The organism is Delftia sp. UME58 (genome assembly GCF_014170385.1).
Lineage (GTDB): Bacteria > Pseudomonadota > Gammaproteobacteria > Burkholderiales > Burkholderiaceae_C > Comamonas > Comamonas acidovorans.
Genome location: NZ_LZZV01000114.1, coordinates 79076 through 98682 on the forward strand (window position 1 = coordinate 79076; position 19607 = coordinate 98682).

16 protein-coding genes and 4 tRNA genes are annotated in these 19607 nt (G+C 65.6%); 17 read left to right on the forward strand and 3 right to left on the reverse strand.

Features of this window, described 5'->3' with window-relative positions:
* Positions 1-13 precede the first annotated feature (13 nt).
* The 3 genes from A9976_RS29800 to A9976_RS29810 all read right to left on the reverse strand — a co-directional run bounded on the left by A9976_RS29800 (position 14) and on the right by A9976_RS29810 (position 5147).
* Positions 14-2476, reverse strand: coding sequence for an EAL domain-containing protein (locus A9976_RS29800; RefSeq protein ID WP_183021955.1), 2463 nt, complete (start codon positions 2474-2476; stop codon positions 14-16).
* A gap of 332 nt (positions 2477-2808) precedes the next feature.
* The gene (locus tag A9976_RS29805) at positions 2809-3759 is read right to left on the reverse strand and encodes a CoA transferase (protein WP_183021956.1); all 951 of its coding nucleotides are present in this window, start codon (positions 3757-3759) and stop codon (positions 2809-2811) included.
* A gap of 191 nt (positions 3760-3950) precedes the next feature.
* Complete coding sequence (locus tag A9976_RS29810; RefSeq protein ID WP_012205827.1) at positions 3951-5147, reverse strand: amino acid aminotransferase; 1197 nt, start codon at positions 5145-5147, stop codon at positions 3951-3953.
* Positions 5148-5275: 128 nt separating this feature from the next.
* On the opposite strand from A9976_RS29810, the gene uvrB reads away from it, so the two are divergent.
* The 17 genes from uvrB (at position 5276) to A9976_RS29895 (ending at position 19506) form a co-directional block, all read left to right on the forward strand.
* The gene (gene uvrB, locus A9976_RS29815; protein ID WP_183021957.1) at positions 5276-7363 is read left to right on the forward strand and encodes an excinuclease ABC subunit UvrB; all 2088 of its coding nucleotides are present in this window, start codon (positions 5276-5278) and stop codon (positions 7361-7363) included.
* A 225-nt stretch (positions 7364-7588) separates the two neighbouring features.
* Positions 7589-8125, forward strand: coding sequence for a Fe-S cluster assembly transcriptional regulator IscR (gene iscR / locus A9976_RS29820; RefSeq protein ID WP_012205825.1), 537 nt, complete (start codon positions 7589-7591; stop codon positions 8123-8125).
* 134 nt (positions 8126-8259) lie between these two features.
* Entirely contained in the window at positions 8260-9480 is a 1221-nt protein-coding gene (locus tag A9976_RS29825) for an IscS subfamily cysteine desulfurase (protein ID WP_096916439.1), read from the forward strand.
* 43 nt (positions 9481-9523) lie between these two features.
* On the forward strand, positions 9524-9922 hold the full coding sequence (iscU, locus tag A9976_RS29830) for a Fe-S cluster assembly scaffold IscU (RefSeq protein WP_012205823.1): 399 nt from the start codon (positions 9524-9526) through the stop codon (positions 9920-9922).
* A gap of 1 nt (position 9923) precedes the next feature.
* Positions 9924-10247: an iron-sulfur cluster assembly protein IscA gene (gene iscA / locus A9976_RS29835; protein WP_012205822.1), complete on the forward strand. Its 324-nt coding sequence runs from the start codon at positions 9924-9926 to the stop codon at positions 10245-10247.
* Between the two features lie 117 nt (positions 10248-10364).
* On the forward strand, positions 10365-10883 hold the full coding sequence (gene hscB / locus A9976_RS29840) for a Fe-S protein assembly co-chaperone HscB (RefSeq protein WP_012205821.1): 519 nt from the start codon (positions 10365-10367) through the stop codon (positions 10881-10883).
* 84 nt (positions 10884-10967) lie between these two features.
* Positions 10968-12836, forward strand: a complete 1869-nt coding sequence (gene hscA, locus A9976_RS29845) for a Fe-S protein assembly chaperone HscA (RefSeq protein ID WP_183021958.1) — start codon at positions 10968-10970, stop codon at positions 12834-12836.
* 25 nt (positions 12837-12861) lie between these two features.
* Positions 12862-13200, forward strand: a complete 339-nt coding sequence (fdx, locus tag A9976_RS29850) for an ISC system 2Fe-2S type ferredoxin (RefSeq protein WP_013802212.1) — start codon at positions 12862-12864, stop codon at positions 13198-13200.
* Between the two features lie 10 nt (positions 13201-13210).
* The gene (gene dnaQ, locus A9976_RS29855) at positions 13211-13927 is read left to right on the forward strand and encodes a DNA polymerase III subunit epsilon (protein ID WP_183021959.1); all 717 of its coding nucleotides are present in this window, start codon (positions 13211-13213) and stop codon (positions 13925-13927) included.
* 42 nt (positions 13928-13969) lie between these two features.
* A tRNA-Val gene (locus tag A9976_RS29860) sits at positions 13970-14044 on the forward strand.
* A gap of 37 nt (positions 14045-14081) precedes the next feature.
* Positions 14082-14156, forward strand: a tRNA-Val gene (locus tag A9976_RS29865).
* Between the two features lie 39 nt (positions 14157-14195).
* Positions 14196-14270: transfer RNA gene (locus A9976_RS29870), tRNA-Val, on the forward strand.
* 39 nt (positions 14271-14309) lie between these two features.
* Positions 14310-14384: transfer RNA gene (locus A9976_RS29875), tRNA-Val, on the forward strand.
* Between the two features lie 169 nt (positions 14385-14553).
* A complete protein-coding gene (locus tag A9976_RS29880) occupies positions 14554-15519 on the forward strand; it encodes an AraC family transcriptional regulator (RefSeq protein WP_183021960.1) in 966 nt (321 codons plus the stop codon).
* Positions 15509-16336: an AraC family transcriptional regulator gene (locus tag A9976_RS29885; protein ID WP_183021961.1), complete on the forward strand. Its 828-nt coding sequence runs from the start codon at positions 15509-15511 to the stop codon at positions 16334-16336. Before A9976_RS29880 ends, A9976_RS29885 begins: the two co-directional genes overlap by 11 nt.
* 40 nt (positions 16337-16376) lie before the next feature.
* Entirely contained in the window at positions 16377-17207 is an 831-nt protein-coding gene (locus A9976_RS29890; protein WP_183021962.1) for an outer membrane lipoprotein-sorting protein, read from the forward strand.
* A 154-nt stretch (positions 17208-17361) separates the two neighbouring features.
* Positions 17362-19506: a TonB-dependent receptor gene (locus A9976_RS29895; protein ID WP_183021963.1), complete on the forward strand. Its 2145-nt coding sequence runs from the start codon at positions 17362-17364 to the stop codon at positions 19504-19506.
* The last annotated feature ends 101 nt before the right edge of the window (positions 19507-19607 follow it).

A 19607-nucleotide genomic window follows, 5' to 3' on the forward strand; every position in this document is an offset into this window, starting at 1 on the left:
CGCGCCTTTGCCTCTAGCTGGCGGCCGGCGCCAGCGTGCCCTGCCATTCGCGGCGGGCAGCATGGGCGCCGCTTTCGAAGTACTGGGTGTCCAGCGGCACGGGCCGTGCCAGGGCAAAGCCCTGGGCATAGTCCACGCCCACGGCCTGCAGGGCCTGGGCGATTTCCCGGCTTTCCACATACTCGGCCACCGTACGCTTGCCCAGGATATGGCCTATGCGGTTGATCATCTCCACCATGGCGTGGTTGCTGGGGTCCTGGAGCATGTCGCGCACAAAGCCGCCGTCGATCTTCAGGTAGTCCACGGGCAGCTGCTTCAGATAGGTCAGCGAGGACATGCCCACGCCGAAGTCGTCCAGCGCAAATCGGCAGCCCAGCGTGCGCAGGGCCTGGATCAGCCTGGTGGCACTGGACAGGCTGGCGATGGCGCTGGTCTCGGTGATCTCGAAGCACAACAGCTGCGGCGCGATGCCGTGCGTGCTCAGCTGCGCCTGCACGAAATCCAGCAGTCCGTCGTCGTCGAGGCTGGGGCCTGACAGATTGATGGCGCAGGTGTCGATATGGCGCAGTGCGGCCGGATGCTGGGCCAGCGTGGCCAGCGTTCTGGCGATCACCCAGCGGTCCACCGTGGGCATGATGCCGTAGCGCTCGGCCGCGGGAATGAAGGTGGCCGGCGAGATGATCTGGCCCTGCTCGTCGCGCAGCCGCAGCAGCACCTCGAAATGCAGGCCGCGCTGGCCGTCGGGCTGCAGCGGTGCAATGCTTTGGGCGTACAGGCAAAAGCGCTCCTGCTCCAGCGCCGTGCGTATGCGCGTCACCCATTCCATTTCGCTGACGTGGCGCGTGTACTCGCCATCATCGCTGCGGTAGACATAGATGCGGTTGCGGCCGCGCTCCTTGGCGCGGTAGCAGGCCATGTCGGCCATGCGCAGCAGGTCCTGGGCCGATTGCACTTCGCCGCCTATGTGCACGAGGCCGATGCTCAGCCCCGTGCGCAGCACCTGCTTGCCCCAATGAACGTGCAGGGCCTCGGCAGCCTGGCGCAGCTTTTCGGCAATGCGCAGGGCGGGCTCGGGCGGACAGTTCTCCAGAAGAACGCCGAACTCGTCGCCGCCGAGGCGGGCAAGGGTGTCCGTCTCGCGCAGATTGTGCAGCAGCAGACGGCTGACCTCGCACAGCATTTCGTCGCCCGCCGGATGGCCGCAGGTCTCGTTGATGAGCTTGAACTGGTCCAGGTCCATGTACAGCAGGGCTGCGGGCCGCAACCTGTGCTGGCCCTGGTTGAGCAGGCGCTGCAGGCGCCGCTCGAATTCCACGCGGTTCTCCAGCCCGGTCAGACCGTCGTGGCTGGCATGCCATGACAGCTGGTCCAGATACTGCTGCTCGCGCGAGACATCCCTGAGCACGATCACCGCACCCGCCGGGCGCTCCCCGCCGCCGCTGATGGCCGAGCCCATGAGCTTGACCGGCACGATGCTGCGGTCATGGCGCCGCAGCCAGCGCGTGTGCTCCTCGCGCAATTGCTGGCCCGACAGCAAATGTGCCAGCAGGCTTTCCGCGGTCTGGGTGGTATCAATGCTGTTGAAATGCAGGCCCTTGGCCAGGTGCCGGCCCTTGAGCTGCTGCTCGCTGTTGCCCAGCAGGCCCAGCGCGGCGGGATTGGCATAGTCCACCACGCCCTGGGCGTCCGTGGTGATCACGGCGTCGCCCAGCGAGGCCAGCGTGGTCTGGGCCCTTTCCTTTTCGGTCAGCAGGTCGTTTTGCACCTGCTGGCGCTGCTGCAGCATGCGCCGCGTATGCCAGAGCGCCACCAGGATCAGCGCCACGCCCAGCACCAGGTGAATGCCCTGCAGCCACATCACCATCTGCCGGGAGCTGCGGCCCAGCGAGGCGCTGAACTGCTGGGTGGCGGGTGTGACGCCGGCATTGATCTGCTCGATCTCGCGCTTCCAGGTGATGACGTCCTCGGCGCTCACGCTTCCCACGGTGTGACGCTGCTCTATCTCCTGCGCCAGCCGGTCGAGCTGCTGCAGGTACTGGTCGCCCTGTTTCCAGTAACGATAGGGCTCCTCCAGCAGTTCGACATGGCGAAAAGTCTGCATCAGCCAGATCAGCGCGTCGGCATCGTCTGGGTGGTTGCCCCCCAGCAGAATGCCGGCGCGCGCGTCTTTGATCCTTGCCGGCACATCGTCCAGCGCCATGCGGGCCTGCCAGTCGCCTGCAGGAACGACCATGGCCTGCTCGAAGCGTGCCAGGTCACGCGCCGAGCCACTGTCCACATATCGACTCAGGGCGTAGATGGCATCTTTCTGCGCCTTGGACCACAGGCTTTCCCCGGCCACGAAGGCCCGCACCGCAGACACCAGGTACAGGCTGCCACTGGCCATGAATACCAGCACCACGACCACCAGCACCAGGGGCCAGATGCGCTGCACCAGCTGCAGTACCGGCACATGGGCTGGGGGCTGGCTTTGCATGGGCGGAGCAGGGCAGGGTTGGCCGTGTGGGCGGCTCAGGCGCTGGCGCCAATGCGCCGCAGGGCTGGCGCCGAATGGCTAGGTGGCTGACGCATCCCGGATATCCGGGCGGTTGATGAATGTTCTCGAACCATGGGGCTGCCTCCAGATAAGCCGATTATGGGTGTTTCCAGATGTGTTCGGGTTGTCCGGTTGTATGCGCAACTCCGATTTAAGAGGAGCGGGCTATCGCGGTAAAGAGGGTCATTGGCAGCAGTGTGCCCGTATGCTGCGGCCAGCCATGACCTGCGCGGCTTGTAGGTTGCGGGCAGGTGGTGCTTTTCGGTATCGGCCTACAAGCGAGGCAGTGCCGAGGGCTGGTTGGGAAGAGGGTGCAGGGGCAGATCGTGCTGCTCGGCCAGGTCTGCCAGCTCGGCGCAGGACAAGGGGGCCAGGAAGGCCTGCAGGGCGGCATGCATGGCGGGGCTGCGCATGCTGGCGATGCTGCCATCGCCATTCACCGACGCCACGGCGCACAGGCGGGCCGCGAAATGCGGCTCCAGGGCTGCCACGGCCACCGATCCATCGGCGCAGGCGTAGACGCGATAGCCTGCGTGCGCGCCGCCCACATCGCCATCGGGCCGGGTCAGGCCCCAATGCCAGGGCAGGGCCAGCCACTGCGCGGCCTGGGCCAGGCCTGCTTCCTGGAGACTGCCGCGGCCGCTGCGCTGGCGCAGCAGCCAGGCCTTGAGCACGGCTTCGCTGGCCATCAGTGCACCGGCCATGTCGGCAAACAGACTGGGTGGCATGGCGCCTTTCTGTACCAGACCTGCCTCGGCCTGATAGGTCAGGTCATGGCCCGGCACATCGGCCAGGGCTCCCGCGCTGCCGACGATGCGCACCAGCGACAGCTGCGGATGGCGCTGCTGCAGCGACGCCCAGTCCAGCCCCAGCTTGGCCAGTGCGGCGGGGCGGAACGAGGTGAGCAGGATGTCGGCGCTGTCCAGCGCCTTGCGCAGCGCGGCCTGTCCGTCCTCGGTCTTGAGCTGCGCCTGCCAGACGGCGATGCCCTGGTGCATGTCGGCATAGGCCTGCGGGCTGTACAAAGCCATCGGGTCCGCTCCGGCAGGCCCTGGCTGCGCAGATGGCGGCTCCAGCTTGCTGCACTGCGCGCCCATGTCCGCGCAGCGCATCAGGGCTGCAGGTCCGGGCAGGTTCAGGGCCAGACTCAGGATCCGGACGCCGGACAGTGGCAGCCCGTCGGGGCAAGAGGTGGAGGCAGCGAGGCAGGCGTGATCAGGCATGGGAATGGAGTGTCTCGTTCTTCATTCGATGTTTCGGCTGCCCGCATGATCGCACCGGTGTTCGCGCAGACCTGGCGCATACCGGACTGCGAGGATGCAAAACCCGCCCGCACAAAGAAAATGCCGCCAGGGCAGGGCGCGCCGGCGGCATGCTTTGCAACCCGGCGCAGGGCCGGGTGGCAGGGTGACGGTCAGACCACCTTGGCGATCGACTGGCAGACGTAGTCGATGTTCTTGCTGTTCAGCGCGGCCACGCACATGCGGCCCGTATCCGTGCCGTAGACGCCGAACTCGGTGCGCAGGCGCACCATCTGGTCCTTGCTCAGGCCGGAGTAGCTGAACATGCCGATCTGGGTGGTGATGAAGCCCATGTCCTGCTGGACACCGGCAGCCTTCAGGCCGTCAACCAGCTTCTGGCGCATGGCCTTGATGCGCACGCGCATCTCGCCCAGTTCCTTTTCCCACAGGGCGCGCAGCTCGGGGTTGTTCAGCACGGCGGCCACCACGGCGCCACCATGGGTGGGCGGGTTGGAGTAGTTGGTGCGGATCACGATCTTGAGCTGGCTCAGCACGCGGGCCGCCTCTTCCTTGTCGTTGGCCACCACCGACAGTGCGCCCACGCGCTCGCCGTACAGGCTGAAGCTCTTGGAGAACGAGGTCGAGACGAAGATGTTCAGGCCGGCAGCCACGAACTTGCCGATCACGGCGCCGTCTTCGGCAATGCCGTGGCCAAAGCCCTGGTAGGCCATGTCGAGGAAGGCCACCAGACCCTTGGCCTTGACGGCGGCGATCACCTGGTCCCACTGCTCGGCCGTGATGTCATAGCCGGTCGGGTTGTGGCAGCAGGCGTGCAGCACCACGATGGTGCCGGCGGCTGCCGCGTTCAGGTCGGCCAGCATGCCTTCGAAGTTCACCTTGCGGTTGACTGCGTCGTAGTAGGCATAGGTGCCCACTTCGAAGCCGGCATTGGTGAAGATGGCCTTGTGGTTTTCCCAGCTCGGGTCGGAGATCAGCACCTTCGCGGCGGGGCTGATCTTCTTGAGGAAGTCGGCGCCGATCTTCAGGCCGCCGGTGCCGCCGATGGCCTGCACCGTGGACACGCGGCCGGACTTGACGACGTCGGACTCGGCGCCGAACACCAGGCCCTTGACTGCGGCATCATAGGCAGCGATGCCGTCGATGGGCAGGTAGCCGCGGGCCGTGGGCTTGTCCATCATCGCCTTCTCGGCGGCCTGCACGCATTCGAGCAGGGGCAACTTGCCGTTGTCGTCGAAGTACACGCCCACGCCCAGATTCACCTTGCTGGGGTTGGTGTCGGCAGCGAACTGCTCGTTCAGACCCAGGATGGGGTCGCGGGGGGCCATTTCGACGGCGGTAAACAGAGACATGAAGCGTCCTTGGGATGTCTTGGGAGGTGGAAAAAACGCGGCTAGCCCCAAGCTACGGTAGGCTTTCGGGTTAACCCATGAATTCTAGCGATCTCGCCGGCCGATACTCACTTTTGCGAACCCACGTCATGCACGAAGTCTCTGATTCCTCCCCAGCACCTGAGGCCTCCGGCCAGTTCGTGCATTTCGCGGACTCCCCCTTCGAGCTGTTCCAGCCCTATCCGCCGGCCGGCGACCAGCCTGCAGCCATCGAAAAGCTGGTCGAAGGCATCCAGGACGGTGAATCGTTCCAGACCCTGCTGGGCGTGACGGGCTCGGGCAAGACCTTCACCATGGCCAACGTGATTGCCCGCCTGGGCCGCCCGGCCATCGTCTTTGCGCCCAACAAGACGCTGGCAGCGCAGCTGTACAGCGAATTCCGCGAGTTCTTTCCCAAGAACTCCGTCGAATACTTCGTCAGCTACTACGACTACTACCAGCCCGAGGCCTATGTGCCACAGCGCGACCTGTTCATCGAAAAGGACAGCGCCATCAACGAGCACATCGAGCAGATGCGGCTGTCGTGCACCAAAAGCCTGATGGAGCGGCGCGACGTGGTCATCGTCGCCACGGTCTCGGCCATCTACGGCATCGGTGAGCCCGAAAGCTACCACCGCATGATCATGACGCTGCGCACCGGCGACCGCATCAACCAGCGCGATGTCATCGCGCAACTGATCCGCATGCAGTACCAGCGCAACGACCAGGACTTCAGCCGGGGCAAGTTCCGCGTGCGCGGCGACACCATCGACGTCTTCCCCGCCGAGCACTCCGAGCTGGCCATCCGCATCGAACTTTTCGACGACGAGGTCGAAAGCCTGCAACTGTTCGATCCGCTGACGGGCCGTGTGCGCCAGAGCATCCCCCGCTTCACCGTCTACCCCAGCAGCCACTACGTCACGCCGCGCGACAAGGTGCTGGCCGCCGTGGAAACCATCAAGCTGGAGCTGGCCGAGCGGCTCAAGCAACTGGTGGGTGACGGCAAGCTGGTCGAGGCCCAGCGCCTGGAGCAGCGCACGCGCTTCGATCTGGAGATGCTCACCGAGGTCGGCCACTGCAAGGGCATCGAGAACTACACCCGCCACCTCTCAGGCGCCGCACCCGGCGAGCCGCCCAGCACCCTGACCGACTACCTGCCCGGCGACGCCCTCATGTTCCTGGACGAGAGCCACCAGATGATCGGCCAGCTCAACGCCATGTACAGCGGCGACCGCTCGCGCAAGACCACGCTGGTGGAATACGGCTTTCGGCTGCCTTCTGCACTGGACAACCGGCCGCTCAAATTCGAGGAATTCGAGCGGCGCATGCGCCAGGTCATCTTTGTCTCTGCCACGCCGGCAGACTACGAAAAGACCCACTCGGGCCAGGTCGTGGATCAGGTCGTTCGGCCCACAGGCCTCATCGATCCTGAAATCGAAGTGCGCCCGGCCACCAATCAGGTGGACGACGTGCTGCAGGAAATCCGCCTGCGCGTCGAGCGCACGGAGCGCGTTCTCATCACCACGCTGACCAAGCGCATGGCCGAGCAGCTCACCGACTACCTGAGTGAAAACGGCGTCAAGGTGCGCTATCTGCACTCCGACGTGGAAACCGTGGAGCGCGTGGAGATCATTCGCGACCTGCGCCTGGGCGTCTTCGACGTGCTCGTGGGCATCAACCTGCTGCGAGAGGGTCTGGACATCCCCGAAGTCTCGCTGGTCGCCATCCTCGATGCCGACAAGGAGGGCTTTCTTCGCGCCGAACGCAGCCTCATCCAGACCATCGGCCGCGCGGCGCGCAACCTGCATGGCAAGGCCATTCTCTATGCGGACCGGGTCACGGAGTCCATGAAGAAGGCCATTGGCGAGACCGAGCGCCGTCGCGCCAAGCAAATAAGCTTCAACGAGGAAAACGGGATCGAACCCAAGCAGATTGTCAAGCGGGTGAAAGACCTGATTGATGGTGTCTACAGCGAAAAAAGTGGCAAGGAAGCGGAACGCCTGCAGGCCAATCAGCTCGAAAGAGCGCGTGTCGAGGACATGTCTGAAAAAGATGTGGCCAAGGAAATCAAGCGTCTGGAGAAGCAGATGCTCGAACATGCGCGCAGCCTGGAGTTCGAACAGGCTGCGCGGGTGCGCGATCAGCTGGCACTGCTCAAGGAGCAACTGTTCGGGGGTTCTTCCGCGCAGGTTTCCTGAGGCGGTGTCTTGTCTGAAGACTGTTGGCTCTTGTTACCCGACAAAATTGATGGGGAATGTGGTACACTAAGGGTCAACACTCAACAACAACAAAAACTTCGATGAAAAGAAGGGCTCTGAACCTTTTGAACAGGACGGAGTAAGGGCGGAGACTGAGCCCAACTCCAGTCAAATCGCTGGAGCGGGTGTTTCTGTAACGTACAAGCCTGACTGAAGGAGCTCGTAATGCGTCTCACCACCAAAGGCCGTTTTGCGGTCACTGCCATGATCGATCTGGCCCTGCGCCAGAACAACGGCCCTGTCACGCTGGCTGCCATCAGCCAGCGGCAACAGATTTCCCTGTCGTATCTCGAACAGCTGTTCGGCAAGCTGCGCCGCCATGAACTCGTCGAGTCCACGCGTGGACCTGGCGGCGGCTACACACTTGCCCGCAAGGCTGGCGACATCACCGTGGCCGACATCATCGTCTCCGTGGACGAGCCCATTGACGCCACCCAGTGTGGCGGCAAGGAAAATTGCCTGGGCGAAGCCGGCCGCTGCATGACGCACGAGCTGTGGGCTGCACTGAACCAGCGCATGGTCGAGTTCCTCGATTCCGTGACGCTGCAAAAGCTCGTGGACGAACAACTGGCCAAGGGCATCCAGATCGAGGACAAGCCCGTGGTGCGCCGCGCGATTTCCACGGCTCCCGTGGTCAAGCCCATCCGTGTGAATGCTCCGAACTCGGTATTCGCGCTGGGCAACGCCTTCGCCAAGTCCTGATCGACTTTTGACACCCTGAGGGCAGGGCACCGCCGCGCATGGCTGTGTGGCGCGGTGTTGTCCGCCTGGATGGATTCACCGGAGTTCATCGCCTTCCCGATTTTTGCCAGCCGGAACTTTGATAAGAGCCAGTCATGGACATGACCCCGCATTTCCCCATCTATCTCGACTATGGTGCGACCACCCCCGTGGACCCTCGCGTGGTGGACGCCATGATTCCTTGGCTGCGTGAGCATTTCGGCAACGCCGCATCGCGCAGCCATGCCTGGGGTTGGGAAGCCGAGGAGGCCATCGAGAAGGCCCGCGGCCAGGTCGCGGACCTGATCGGCGCGGATCCCCGTGAGATTGTCTGGACCAGCGGCGCCACCGAATCCATCAATCTCGCCATCAAGGGCGCAGCTCATTTCTACCAGGGCAAGGGCAAGCACCTGATCACGCTCAAGACCGAGCACAAGGCCGTGCTCGACACCATGCGTGAACTCGAGCGCCAGGGCTTTGAGGTGACCTACATGGACGTGCAGCCAGATGGCCTGCTCGACATCGAGGCATTCAAGGCCGCACTGCGCCCGGACACCATTCTGGTCAGCGTGCTCTTCGTGAACAACGAGATCGGCGTCATCCAGGACATTCCCGCCATCGGCGCGCTGTGCCGTGAGAAGGGCATCCTGTTCCATGTGGATGCTGCGCAGGCCACGGGCCGCGTGGAGATCGACATGTCCAAGCTGCCGGTGGATCTGATGAGCATGACCGCACACAAGACCTATGGCCCCAAGGGCGTGGGTGCCCTGTATGTGCGTCGCAAGCCACGTGTGCGTCTGGAAGCGCAGATCCACGGTGGTGGCCATGAGCGCGGCATGCGCTCGGGCACGCTGCCCACGCATCAGATCGTCGGCATGGGCGAGGCCTTCCGCATTGCCAAGGAAGAGATGGCTGAAAGCAACGCCAAGGCCTACGCGCTGCAGCAGCGTCTGCTCAACGGCTTGAAGGATCTGGAGCAGGTCTTCATCAACGGCAGCATGGAGCACCGTGTGCCGCAGAACCTGAACATGAGCTTCAACTTCGTCGAAGGCGAGTCGCTCATCATGGGCATCAAGGGTCTGGCGGTGTCCTCGGGATCGGCCTGTACATCGGCCAGCCTGGAGCCCAGCTATGTGCTGCGTGCACTTGGCCGCAGCGACGAACTGGCGCACAGCAGCCTGCGCATGACGATCGGCCGCTTCACGACCGAAGAGGAAATCGACTACGCGATCAGCACCATCCGCACCAATGTGGTCAAGCTGCGCGAACTCAGCCCGCTGTGGGAGATGTTCAAGGACGGCATCGACCTCAGCACCATCCAATGGGCGGCTCACTGAGCATTGGCAGGCACGCGAATCAAGTATTGAAGAGGTAGACATCATGGCTTATTCCGACAAAGTGGTAGACCACTACGAAAATCCCCGCAACGTGGGCTCGTTCGACAAGAACGACGAATCGGTGGGCACCGGCATGGTCGGCGCTCCTGCCTGCGGCGACGTGATGAAGCTGCAGATCAAGGTCAACCCCGAAACCGGCGTCATCGAGGATGCGCGTTTCAAGACCTATGGCTGCGGTTCCGCGATTGCCTCGTCTTCGCTGGTGACCGAGTGGGTCAAGGGCAAGACGCTGGATGAGGCGGCTGCGCTGAAGAACAGCCAGATCGCCGAAGAGCTGGCTCTGCCTCCCGTCAAGGTGCACTGCTCCATCCTGGCCGAAGACGCCATCAAGGCAGCAGTCGATGACTACCGTGCCAAGCGCACTGCGGTGGTGGCCGCCTGATATGGCGATCTCGCTGACCGATTCTGCGGCCCGCCATGTGAGCCGCTACCTGTCGCGCCGCGGCAAGGGCATCGGCGTGCGCCTCGGGGTCAAGACCACGGGCTGCTCTGGCCTGGCCTACAAGCTGGAGTATGTGGACGAGCAATTGCCCGAGGACGTGATCTTCGAGGACCACGGCATCAAGGTGCTGGTCGACCCCAAGAGCCTGGCCTATATCGACGGCACGGAGCTGGATTTCGTGCGTGAGGGCTTGAACGAAGGCTTCAAGTTCCACAACCCCAACGAGCGTGATCGCTGCGGTTGCGGCGAGAGCTTTCGCATCTGACCGGCATCTGCCGGGTGGCCGGGCCCTTGTGGCCTGGCGGCATGCCCGGCAGGCCCTGATTTTTTCTACTCCCTCAAGAGGCCGCCATCGCTTCGGTGCTGGCGGCTTTTTATCGACATGAACCTGCAATCGGACGATTTCGAGCTGTTTGCGCTGCCGCGCCAATTTGCGCAGGAGCGCAGCACCATTGATGCGCGCTGGAAGGAATTGCAACGCGAGGCCCACCCCGACCGCTTCGCTTCGCAGGGAGCTGCTGCGCAGCGCGTGGCCATGCAATGGTCGGTGCGCATCAACGAGGCCTACCAGCGGCTGAAAGAGCCGCTCAGGCGCGCAGCCTATCTCTGCGAGTTGCTGGGCGCCCCCGTGCGTGCCGAGGACAACACATCCATGCCCACGGCCTTTCTGATGCAGCAAATGGAGTGGCGCGAGGCGTTGGAAGAGGCGCAGGACGAGGCTGCCCTGGATGCGCTGGACGACGAGGTGCTGCAGGCGAGAAAGAGCATGCTGGCCGAATGCGGACGTCAGCTGGATGAGCTGCACGATGCGCAGGCGGCTGTGCAGCAGGTCAGAGCCCTCATGTTTGTTGCGCGATTTGCGCAGGACATAGAGCGTCGCCGCGATCAACTGGGACAATAGCCCGCGACCCGTACCTCCCACGAGAGACCCTCATTCACAAGGCAGGCCGGCTGGCCCGGACCTGCAATTTCCCCGAGTATTTCCATGGCGCTTTTGCAGATTTCCGAACCCGGTCAGTCCCCCGATCCCCACCAGCGGCGCATTGCCGTGGGCATCGACCTGGGCACCACGCATTCGCTGGTCGCAGCTGTCCGCAATGGCGTGGCCGAATGTCTGCCGGATGACCAGGGCCGGGTGCTGCTGCCTTCTGTCGTGCGCTATCTGCCCCAGGGCCGCCGCGAGATCGGCCACGCCGCCCAGGCTGCACTGTCTACCGATGCGGGCAACACCATTGCCTCGGCCAAGCGCTTCATGGGCCGCACGCTGGCTGACATCGATGCGCCGGAAAAGCTGCCTTACCGCTTTGCGGAGCAGGAGGCAGGCCGCGGCGTGATCGGGATCGAGACCGTCGATGGCACCAAGACAGCCGTGGAGGTCAGCGCCGAGATCCTGGCCACGCTGCGCTTTCGCGCCGAGGACACCTTCAATGACGATATCCATGGCGCGGTCATCACCGTGCCTGCCTACTTTGACGACGCGCAGCGCCAGGCCACCAAGGATGCGGCAAAGCTCGCCGGCATCAACCTGCTGCGCCTGATCAACGAGCCCACGGCTGCCGCCATTGCCTACGGCCTGGACAATGGCTCCGAAGGGGTCTACGCGGTCTACGACCTGGGTGGCGGTACTTTCGACATTTCTGTCCTGCGCCTGTCCCGGGGCGTGTTCGAGGTCGTCTCCACTGGCGGCGACTCGGCCCTGGGGGGCGACGACTACGATGCGGCCCTGGCCGAGTGGGTGGCGCAGCAGGCCGGCGTGGTTCCCCAGACGGCCGAGGACAAGGCCCGCTGGCGCATGGCGGCGCGCCTTTGCAAGCAGGCATTGACGGATGCACAGGTCGCAACGCTCACGGCCGAGCTGTCTACCGGCGCCGTGCATTTCGACGTAAAGCGCAGCGATTTCGATGCGAGCACCGCCCATCTGACAGCACGTTCGCTGGCGGCCGTGCGCCGTGCACTCAAGGATGCGGGCCTGGCACGCGATGAAGTGCAGGGCGTGGTGCTGGTCGGCGGTTCCACCCGCATGCCCCAGGTGCGCGAGGCCGTGGCCGAGTTCTTTGGCCGCGATCCCCTCATCAACCTCAACCCCGACGAAGTCGTCGCGCTGGGCGCAGCCATCCAGGCCAACCAGCTCGCTGGCAATAGCTCCAGCGGCGACATGCTGCTGCTCGACGTGATTCCTCTGTCCCTGGGCGTGGAGACCATGGGCGGCCTTGTCGAGCGGATCATCAGCCGCAACGAGACCATTCCCACTGCCCGTGCCCAGGACTTCACCACCTACAAGGATGGTCAGACGGCCCTGGCCGTCCATGTGGTGCAGGGCGAGCGCGACCTGGTGGCGGACTGCCGCAGCCTGGCGCGTTTCGAGCTGCGCGGCATTCCGCCCATGGCGGCCGGCGCGGCCCGCATTCGTGTGACCTTCACCGTGGATGCCGACGGCCTGCTGTCGGTAGGTGCGAAGGAGCAGACCAGCGGCGTCGAGGCCCATATCCATGTCAAGCCTTCGTACGGCCTGTCGGATGACGAGGTTGCCCGCATGCTGCAGGACGGCTTTGCCACGGCCCAGCAGGACATGCAGGCCCGCGCACTGGTGGAGGCACGTGTCGACGCCGATCGCATGCTGATGGCCACCGAGAGCGCTCTGCAGGCCGATGGCGATGTGCTCGCCGCGGACCAGCGCGCAGCCATCGATACGCTGATCGACTCCCTGCGCGCCAGCGTGGGCTCCGAGGATGCCGCCGTCATCGAGGCCGCAACGCAAGCGCTGGCCAAGGGCACGGAGTCCTTTGCCGCCGAGCGCATGAACCGCAGCATCCAGCAGGCCCTGGCCGGCAAGAGCGTGCAATCCCTTTCCTGATTTCTGATCCGACAGCAGATCCGTCATGCCCGTTATCAAAATACTTCCCCACGCCGAATACTGTCCCCAGGGAGCCGAAATCGAGGCGCCCGCCGGAACCTCGATCTGCGAGGCCCTGCTGGACAACAACATCAAGATCGAGCATGCCTGCGACATGAGCTGCGCCTGCACCACCTGCCATGTGGTGGTCAAGGCGGGCTACAACTCGCTGAACGAGGCCGAGGAAGAGGAAGAAGACCTGCTGGACCGTGCCTGGGGTCTGCAGCCGCAGTCCCGCCTGTCCTGCCAGGCCATCCTGGCACGCGAGGACGTGACCATCGAGATTCCCAAGTACTCGCTCAATCACGCCAAGGAAAACCACTGAGGGCCAGCACATGTCGCGTCAAATCATTCTCGACACTGAAACCACTGGCCTGTCAGCCGACAACGGCGACCGGCTCATCGAGCTGGGCTGCGTGGAGATGGTCAACCGCAAGCTGACCGGCAACAACCTGCATCTGTATTTCAATGCGGGGCGCGACAGCCATCCGGACGCGCTGCGCGTGCACGGCATCACCACCGAATTCCTCAAGGACAAGCCGCGCTTCGAGCACAAGGTCGAGGAGATCTGGGAATACCTGCAGGGCGCCGAGCTGATCATCCACAACGCGCCCTTTGACCTGGGGTTCCTGAACAAGGAACTTGAGCTCGCCAACCGCCCGCCGATCCTCCAGTGCGTGAGCGGGGTCATCGACACCCTGGTCATGGCCAAGGAGATGTTCCCTGGCAAGCGCAACTCGCTCGATTCGCTGTGCGATCGCCTGGAGGTGGACAATTCCGGGCGCACGCTGCACGGCGCGTTGCTGGATGCGGAGTTGCTGGCCGATGTCTATATCAACCTCACGCGGGGCCAGGAGGCCCTGTTGATGGCGGAGGAGCCTGTCCAGTCCGAGGGTGGGCTGGTGGTGGCGCAGGTGGATCTGGCCAGCTTCAAGCTGCGCGTGGTGCACGCCAATGATCAGGAACTGGCCGCACACGAGGATGTGATGGTGCAGATGGACAAATCGAGCGGCGGCAAGACAATTTGGCGCGGCTTCGAAAATCAGTCCTAGAAGTTATGACATAATCTAAGTCTTGTCGCAGTAACGACATATGGGTGATTAGCTCAGCGGTAGAGCACTGCCTTCACACGGCAGGGGTCACATGTTCGATCCATGTATCACCCACCATTTTTTCCAAGGAAGTTGGCCTCGCAGCCGGCTTCGCGGGTGATTAGCTCAGCGGTAGAGCACTGCCTTCACACGGCAGGGGTCACATGTTCGATCCATGTATCACCCACCATTTTTTTTCCAAGGAAGTTGGCCTCGCAGCCGGCTTCGCGGGTGATTAGCTCAGCGGTAGAGCACTGCCTTCACACGGCAGGGGTCACATGTTCGATCCATGTATCACCCACCATTTTTTTTCCAAGGAAGTTGGCCTCGCAGCCGGCTTCATGGGTGATTAGCTCAGCGGTAGAGCACTGCCTTCACACGGCAGGGGTCACATGTTCGATCCATGTATCACCCACCAATTCCACAACCCCGTGAATCCAGGATTTGCGGGGTTTTTCTTTTTCCAGTGCTCCTGCTGCGACCTTGTCGGTTGGCTGGAGCGGCTGCGTGCCTGCGCCGGCCCATCGGCCTGTATCATTGACAGAGAATCATTCTCAATACCGACGTCACCGACAGGCTCCAAGAAGATGCAAGTGCGACGCACCGCCGGGGATCTCATCGAGATCGGCATGCCCGAACCGCACGCGTTGTCGCACGACGACGTGATGCAATGGCCGGCCTACATGGGGCAGGGCGCGACGCGACTGTGCGCGCTGGACGAAGGCCTACTGCTGGGGGTGACCCAGGGCAGCCTGCACCGGCCCACCCGTATCGCGGCCGAGCAGCCCAGCTGCCTGGTCAACCTGTGCTTCGTGGTGGACGGCAAGCTCGGCGCCGAGCCCGAGGCGCCCCTGCCCGCGCTGCGCGGCGGCGCGGGCGCCGCCTTTGCCTGGCTGCTGCCGCAGACCAGCTGGACCACCGAGCTGTCGCAATGCCACCGGCTGGCGGCGGTGGACCTGTCGGTGTCGCGCGAGTTTGTGCTGGGCTGGGCCGAGAGCTGGCAGCTGTCCCTGCCCGACGCCTGGCGCCGCGCCGTCGAGGGCCGCGACGTATCGCTGATCGAGGCCGGCGGCATGCCGCCGGCCATGCTCGGCCATGCGCGCCGGCTGGTCGCGCAGGAAGGACAGACGCCGCTGCAGCGCCTGCGCCGCGAGTCCATGGTGCTGGAGCTGCTGTCGGACTACCTGTTCGCGCGCATCGACGCCCAGCGCCGCACGCCGGCCCGGCGCAAGCTGGCGCCCCTCGAACTGGAGCAGGCGCTCGATGCGGCCTCGCGCCTGGCGCACCGGCTGCAGGACCCGCCCGGCGTCAACGAGATCGCGCGCGAGGTCGGCCTGTCCGGCTCGCGGCTGAAGCTGGCGTTCGCCCAGCTCTTCGGCTGCGGCGTCTACGGCTATGTCAAGGCGCTGCGGCTGGAGGCCGCGCGCTGCGCGCTGATCGAGGGCCAGCAGGTCAAGGCGGCCGCGCTGTCGGTGGGCTATACGCGGGCCGGGCATTTCGCGCGGCAGTTCCGCGAGCGCTTCGGCATCGTGCCGGGCCGCTATGGCAGCTGAGGCCGACGCGCCCCTCGCGCCCGTCGCGCGGGTGCTGCCCAGCGGACTGCGGCTGCGCCTGCTGCCGGCGCATGGCGCCGCCGCCCTGGACTGCGCCGGCCTGGCCGCGCTGTTCGTGCGCGCGGGGGCGCTGCAGGTGGACGGTGACGCCGTCTGCGCGGGACAGGCTTGGTTCGGGCGCACGCGGCAGGTCACGGGCCTGGTGCTGCCGCCGCAGTCGCCGCCCCTGGATGCGCTGCTGATCGATACACCCGGCTGTGTGCGCTTCGACGATGCGTCATGGTCCGCGCAGGCGGGCCTGCGCAGCATCGACGCGGAATCGGCCGTGGCCATCGAGCGCATCGTGGCGCGGCTGGCGCAGCCCGATGCGGCCAGCGCGCTGGCCTGCCATTTCGCGGCCATGCGCCTGCTGACCACGCCGGCGGCCTGTGCCGACCCACGGCCCGCGCCCGATGCCCGCGTGCTGCGTGCCGCCGCCATCCTGCGCACGCGCATGCAGGACCCGCCCGGCATCGAGGCGCTGGCGCGCGAGGTCGGCCTGAGCCCGGCGGCGCTCAAGCGCGCCTTTCCTCTCGCCTTCGGCAGTCCGCCCTATGCCTGGCTGCGCCGCGAACGGCTGATTGAGGCGCGGCGGCTGATCGAGCAGACGACGCTGCCCATCGCCGACATCGCCCATGGCGTGGGGCTGGCCGCCGGCGGGCATTTCGCGGCGGCCTGCCGCGCGCTGTTCGGCAAGGAGCCGCGCGCGCTGCGCGAAGCGGTTCAGGCCCCTGATGGAGCCGCGCAGAACACTGGGAGCCGGGTGCGCGCCGAATAATCGGCAGGCGGAATCGCCGCGACCTGAACCCAAGGAAGCCATGCCCTGCCTCTGCGAGAAAGCCCTCAGACAGACCCTTGCCACATTGCTGCTCGCCGGATCGGCGCTGGCCCATGCGCAGGGCGCACCGGCGGCCCCGGCTGAGGCCGCCGGCCCGGCCGCCACGGCCCAGCCCAACGCCCGCGACATCGTGCAGCGCGCACGCCAGGCCGACACGCACCGCGATGTCTATCGCCGCTACCAGATGACCATCGAGCGCGACGGCGTGGTGCTGCGCCGGGGCCTGGAGAGCTATTCGGCGCGCCTGGCCGACGAGAGCCGCGGCCTGCTGGTGTTCCACGAACCCACCGATGCGCGCGGCATCAAATACCTGACCTGGAACTACGACGACATCGCGCGCGACGACGACATGTGGATGTTCCTGCCCAGCGAGCGCATCGTGCGCCGCATCGCGGGCAGCGCGCGGCGCGGGTCCTTCATGCGCAGCGATCTGCTCAACGAGGACCTGCAGGACCGCAGCGTGGACGACGACACGCACCAGTGGCTGCGCCGCGAGGCCTGCGGCGAGGCCATGTGCCAGGTGATCGAGTCGCGGCCGGTGCGCGCCGACGTCTCCGAATACTCGCGCCGCGTGACCTGGGTACGCGAAGACCTGTGGCTGCCGGTCAAGGTCGAGTACATGGACCGCGCGGGCCAGCTGATCAAGACCGCCAGCTACCTGGACTTCCAGCGTTTCGGCGATGCCTGGAGCCGCACCCGCACCGTGGTCACCTCGGCCGACGGCCGCTCGCGCACCGTGCTGCTGGCACAGGAAACACGCATCAACGGCGGCCTGCCGGCGCGCCTGTTCGAGCACGCCAGCCTGCGCTGAATGGTGGCTATCGCCACCAAAAGTCCGTGGACCGACACTAACTCTCCGCCGGCCGCGTGCCTCGCGCTGTCGCCCCGGCAGTCCTCTGAGCACAATCTGCGTTGATTGAGAATTGTTCGCAATTGATGTGCATTTTGTGTGGTGAGGAGCCGAGATGAATCAGAGCAAACCCGGGCGCGCAGCCTTCCCGAAAAACCGCCTGCGCATGCGGCCGCTGGCGCTGTCCCTGCTTGCCGGACTGGCCGCGGCCGGCAGCCTGGCGCGGGCGCAGGAGGCGGCCGCGCAGGACCCCGAGGCCCAGGGCCTGCCGGACGTGCAGGTCACGGCCCAGAAGGTGCTGCAGGACAACCAGAGCGTGGGCGCCAGCGTCTACGTGCTCAGCGGCGCCGATGCCCGCGAGCAGGGCATCACCAGCACCAGCGACCTGATCGGCCGCATCGGCAGCCTGCACAACCTGCAGGCGGGCAGCACGCCGCTGCTGTCCATCCGGGGCATCGGCCAGCGGCTGAACACGCCCGGCGTCGGGCTGTATGTGGACGACGTGCCCTACCTGGACCATTTCGCCTTCCCCGCCAATCTGCAGCTGTTCGACATCGAGCGCATGGAGGTGCTGCGCGGGCCCCAGGGCACGCTGTACGGCGGCAACACCATGGGCGGGGTGCTCAACATCGTGACGCGCCAGCCCGATGGCCAGTTGCGCGGCGAGGGCCGCGTGAGCCTGGGCAACCATGGCCTGCGCCAGGCCAGTGCCGACCTGAATGTGCCGATCAACCAGGAAAACCTGTTCCTGGGCATCTCGGCGGCCTCGGTCCAGCGCGACGGCTACACCCGCAACACCTACCTGGGGCGCGATGCCGACCCGCTGGACGAGCGCGGCCTGCGCCTGCGCCTGCGCTATTTGCCCAACGACCGCCTGGACATCACCCTGGGCCTGGAAGTGGCGCGCATCCGCGACGGCTACTACGACAAGACCGCCGCCACCGGCCGCCGCCTCGAAGACACCCGGCCCCACCAGGTGGCCTACGACTTCCCGGGCCGCGACGACAAGGACCTGCGCAGCGCCTCGCTGCGGGTGCGCTACGACACGGATCTGTTCACCCTGACCTCGATCACCGGCCTGCGTGACAACAAGTACACCTTCACGGGCGAGTTCGACGGCACGCCCCAGCCCATGGCCAATGACGTCTATGCGGTCCAGCAGCGCCAGTGGACGCAGGAGCTGCGCCTGGGTTCGCGCAATCCCCAGGCCACCGGCCTGTCCTGGCTGGGCGGCGTCTTCCTGTTCAACGACCGGCGCCGCGGCAACGACCGGCTGGCCATGGTGCCCATGGGCGTGGAGACGCTCACCGGCAGCCTGTACCGCACGCGCGGCACGGCCTTCTTCGGCAATGCCGAGTACTGGTTCACGCCGCGCTGGGGCGTGCAGGCCGGCCTGCGCCATGAGCGCGAGACGGTCTCCTTCGGGGCCGAATCCGCCTCCTACATGGGCGGCACGCAGGTGGCCGCCACGCCGGCGCAAAGCCATGCGCGCTCGTTCTCGCAGACCGCGCCCAAGGTCGGCGTGATGTTCAAGCCCGCCGACAGCAGCCTGCTGTACGGCACCGTGACCAAGGGCTACCGCAGTGGCGGCTTCAACACCGTCGTGCTCAGCGAGGCCGACCGCGCCTATGCGCCCGAGACCAATATCAACTACGAGGCCGGCCTGAAGCTGGCCTCGCAGGACAAGCGCCTGCAGCTCAACGCCGCCGTCTTCCGTACCAATGTCGACAACCAGCAGATCGGCCAGTCGCTGGGCGTCGGCCCCGAGGTGACCCGCAACGCCGGCAAGTCCCGCCACCAGGGCCTGGAGTTCGATGCGGCCTACCTGCTGCCCCAGGGCTGGCAACTCTCCACCTCGCTGAGCTATCTGGACGCCAAGTTCCGTTCCTACCGCGATGCCGTGGCCGGCACCGACTACACCGGCAACCGCGTGCCCTTCGCGCCCGGGCGCATCGTCTCGGCGGCGGTCCAGAAGCGCCACCTGCTGGGCAACGGCCTGCAGCTGGTGGGGCGCGCCGAGGTGAGCCATGTCGGTGACGTCTACTACGACGCGGCCAACCAGATGAAGGGCAAGGCCTTCAGCCTGGTCAACCTGCGCCTGGGCATCGAGGACAAGCGCTGGTCGGCTGCCCTGTGGGTGCGCAACCTGACGGACCGCAAGTACATCCGCGACGCGGCGGTCAACCCGCTGACCCTCGCCCCCCAGGTCGCCTTTGGCGCGCCGCGCACGGTGGGCATCGACGTGGCCGTCAAGTTCTGACCGCTGCCCGGTCCCGCCGCCGCGCGGGCCCATGACCGGCTGCGGCGGCCTGCCGCAGCCCGGCCCGAGATTCATTTCGCTTCACGACGGAGAACACAGGA

Excerpts from the sequence above, each read along its gene's own strand:
- hscB (WP_012205821.1), top strand. The coding sequence starts at position 10,365 with ATGAACCTGCAATCGGACGATTTCGAGCTGTTTGCGCTGCCGCGCCAA.
- hscA (WP_183021958.1), top strand. The coding sequence starts at position 10,968 with ATGGCGCTTTTGCAGATTTCCGAACCCGGTCAGTCCCCCGATCCCCAC.
- dnaQ (WP_183021959.1), top strand. The coding sequence starts at position 13,211 with ATGTCGCGTCAAATCATTCTCGACACTGAAACCACTGGCCTGTCAGCC.
- iscR (WP_012205825.1), top strand. The coding sequence starts at position 7,589 with ATGCGTCTCACCACCAAAGGCCGTTTTGCGGTCACTGCCATGATCGAT.
- A9976_RS29800 (WP_183021955.1), bottom strand. The coding sequence starts at position 2,476 with ATGCAAAGCCAGCCCCCAGCCCATGTGCCGGTACTGCAGCTGGTGCAG.
- A9976_RS29895 (WP_183021963.1), top strand. The coding sequence starts at position 17,362 with ATGAATCAGAGCAAACCCGGGCGCGCAGCCTTCCCGAAAAACCGCCTG.
- iscU (WP_012205823.1), top strand. The coding sequence starts at position 9,524 with ATGGCTTATTCCGACAAAGTGGTAGACCACTACGAAAATCCCCGCAAC.
- A9976_RS29805 (WP_183021956.1), bottom strand. The coding sequence starts at position 3,759 with ATGCCTGATCACGCCTGCCTCGCTGCCTCCACCTCTTGCCCCGACGGG.
- fdx (WP_013802212.1), top strand. The coding sequence starts at position 12,862 with ATGCCCGTTATCAAAATACTTCCCCACGCCGAATACTGTCCCCAGGGA.
- A9976_RS29825 (WP_096916439.1), top strand. The coding sequence starts at position 8,260 with ATGGACATGACCCCGCATTTCCCCATCTATCTCGACTATGGTGCGACC.
- A9976_RS29885 (WP_183021961.1), top strand. The coding sequence starts at position 15,509 with ATGGCAGCTGAGGCCGACGCGCCCCTCGCGCCCGTCGCGCGGGTGCTG.
- uvrB (WP_183021957.1), top strand. The coding sequence starts at position 5,276 with ATGCACGAAGTCTCTGATTCCTCCCCAGCACCTGAGGCCTCCGGCCAG.
- A9976_RS29880 (WP_183021960.1), top strand. The coding sequence starts at position 14,554 with ATGCAAGTGCGACGCACCGCCGGGGATCTCATCGAGATCGGCATGCCC.
- A9976_RS29890 (WP_183021962.1), top strand. The coding sequence starts at position 16,377 with ATGCCCTGCCTCTGCGAGAAAGCCCTCAGACAGACCCTTGCCACATTG.
- A9976_RS29810 (WP_012205827.1), bottom strand. The coding sequence starts at position 5,147 with ATGTCTCTGTTTACCGCCGTCGAAATGGCCCCCCGCGACCCCATCCTG.
- iscA (WP_012205822.1), top strand. The coding sequence starts at position 9,924 with ATGGCGATCTCGCTGACCGATTCTGCGGCCCGCCATGTGAGCCGCTAC.